Origin of the sequence: Pseudoalteromonas sp. SR45-5, from assembly GCF_014163565.1 — a bacterium.
In the GTDB taxonomy this organism is placed as follows: domain Bacteria; phylum Pseudomonadota; class Gammaproteobacteria; order Enterobacterales; family Alteromonadaceae; genus Pseudoalteromonas; species Pseudoalteromonas distincta.
The window spans coordinates 1-1,653 of record NZ_JACJDN010000764.1 but is presented as its reverse complement, the minus strand read 5'-3'; the positions used below and the strand labels follow the sequence as shown (position 1 = coordinate 1,653).

Genomic DNA, 1,653 nt, shown 5'->3' with positions numbered 1-1,653 from the left:
ATCAGCGTGTACTTATTTAAGTAGATCGGCTAATTCATGTAAATCTTTCACAACGTGATCTGGTTTTTTAGCTAATGGGTAAAGTGCTTTACCTGGGCGTGCTATAAAAGTGGTTTGTAAGCCTGCTTCTTTTGCACCAGCAACATCCCAGCCATGGGCTGCAATCATCATTGCTTCATTTGGTGCTACGTTTAGCTTTTTAAGTACCCACTCATACGCACGTAAGTCTGGTTTGTAAATTTTAATATCTTCAATGCTGTAACGCGCATCAAAGTAAGACATTAAACCAGCGCTTTCAAATTGTGCCTTTACACCTTTGTTTGAAGAATTTGTAAGGCTTACTAACTTATAGCCCTGTGCTTTGAGTTTTGCCAGTCCTTCTTTAACATCGCTGTGGGGAGGAAGCGTTAAAAGAGGCGTAACAATAGCTGTTTTAGCTTGTTCACTTGTAATATCAATGTTGTTGTTTTGAGCAACCATAAGAAGTGACGCCACACCGATTTGCCCAAAGTCGTGGTAACTACCGCTTACTGTATCTACTAATGAATGATGCAGCATAGTTGAAAACCACAGTGGTAATAAATCTTCACGTCCGCCTAGCGCTTTACCAATAGAGGTACGCATTGACGTTAAATCAAGTAGGGTTTCGTTTACATCAAAAATAAGCACTTTAGGTTTTGCTTGTTCTTTTGGTTCATCAGCGACTGCATAACCAGATACAAGGCTTGTGCCCAGAAGTAGTGAAAGAGTAAGCGTTTTTAACGATTTTAAAATAGACATTAATTATTCTCCGATTCAAGTGCTGTCATAACATCAATAGGTTCTGCGCGTAGGGTGTAATCTTCGCTTAAAAATGCGTATGTAATAACACCTTCTTGGTTTATCACATAGGTGGCCGGTAGCGGTAATTTAAAGCTTTTATCGCCGTAGTAGTGTTCAAAATCAATACCAAATTGTGTATATAACGCTTGAATACGCTCATCAAGTGTAAACAATAAACCAAATTGCTCAGCTACTTTATTGCTCACATCGCAAAGCACGTCAAATTCAAGGTCGTTTTTTTGTGCAGTTGAGAGAGTTTCATCAGGTAGTTGTGGTGATATTGCGACTAACTGAGCACTTTGAGTTTTAAATTGTGGTAAGTAGTCGTTAAGTGCTTTTAGTTCTAAATTACAATATGGGCACCAGCCACCACGGTAAAAGCTAATAATTACCGGGCCTTTTTTTAATAAATCTGCAAGCTCAATGTTTTCGCCGTTATGGTTGGCTAAGCTAAAGTTTTCTACTTTTTGACCAATTTGCAATGCATTGTCTTTTATATGCTGTGCAATTAGCTCTTCGTTTGTAGTGTTCATTAGTGCCAAAACGTCAGCTGGCAATTTGGCATCTTTTTGTACGTTATAGGCATCTATTTGCGCTTTTAAACTCATGATTGAACCTCAATAATTAGACTATTTGCAATTATAGTGTTTTACATATTTAAATAAACATTGCAATACTGAAAGCTTCATTCGAAAATATTAAACATTGAAAAGTGCACAATGGCATCTTTATGTATAATTTAAGCGACCTAGAAACATTTATAGCTGTAGTTGAAAACAAGGGCGTACTTGCTGCTGCCCGCGAGCAGCGTTTATCGCCTGCAACGGTGAG

The 1,653-nt window shown here is 38.2% G+C and carries 2 protein-coding genes and 1 pseudogene; 1 reads left to right on the top strand and 2 read right to left on the bottom strand.

The features are described from left to right. Positions 1-12: 12 nt before the first annotated feature. Together H5072_RS18795 and H5072_RS18790 are read right to left on the bottom strand one after the other, a co-directional pair. Positions 13-780 carry a haloacid dehalogenase type II gene (locus H5072_RS18795; RefSeq protein ID WP_182694434.1) on the bottom strand — a complete coding sequence of 256 codons (768 nt, stop codon included), beginning with the start codon at positions 778-780 and terminating at the stop codon, positions 13-15. Then, entirely contained in the window at positions 780-1,430 is a 651-nt protein-coding gene (locus H5072_RS18790; protein ID WP_039490073.1) for a peroxiredoxin-like family protein, read from the bottom strand. The genes H5072_RS18795 and H5072_RS18790 overlap by 1 nt, the downstream gene beginning before the upstream one ends. Before the next feature lie 122 nt (positions 1,431-1,552). Here H5072_RS18790 and H5072_RS21355 point away from each other — a divergent pair. Continuing rightward, positions 1,553-1,653, top strand: a pseudogene (locus H5072_RS21355) (LysR family transcriptional regulator); the annotation flags it as partial.

What these genes read in the sequence shown, in the direction of transcription:
- H5072_RS18795 (WP_182694434.1), bottom strand. Translation starts at nt 780, where the DNA reads ATGTCTATTTTAAAATCGTTAAAAACGCTTACTCTTTCACTACTTCTG.
- H5072_RS18790 (WP_039490073.1), bottom strand. Translation starts at nt 1,430, where the DNA reads ATGAGTTTAAAAGCGCAAATAGATGCCTATAACGTACAAAAAGATGCC.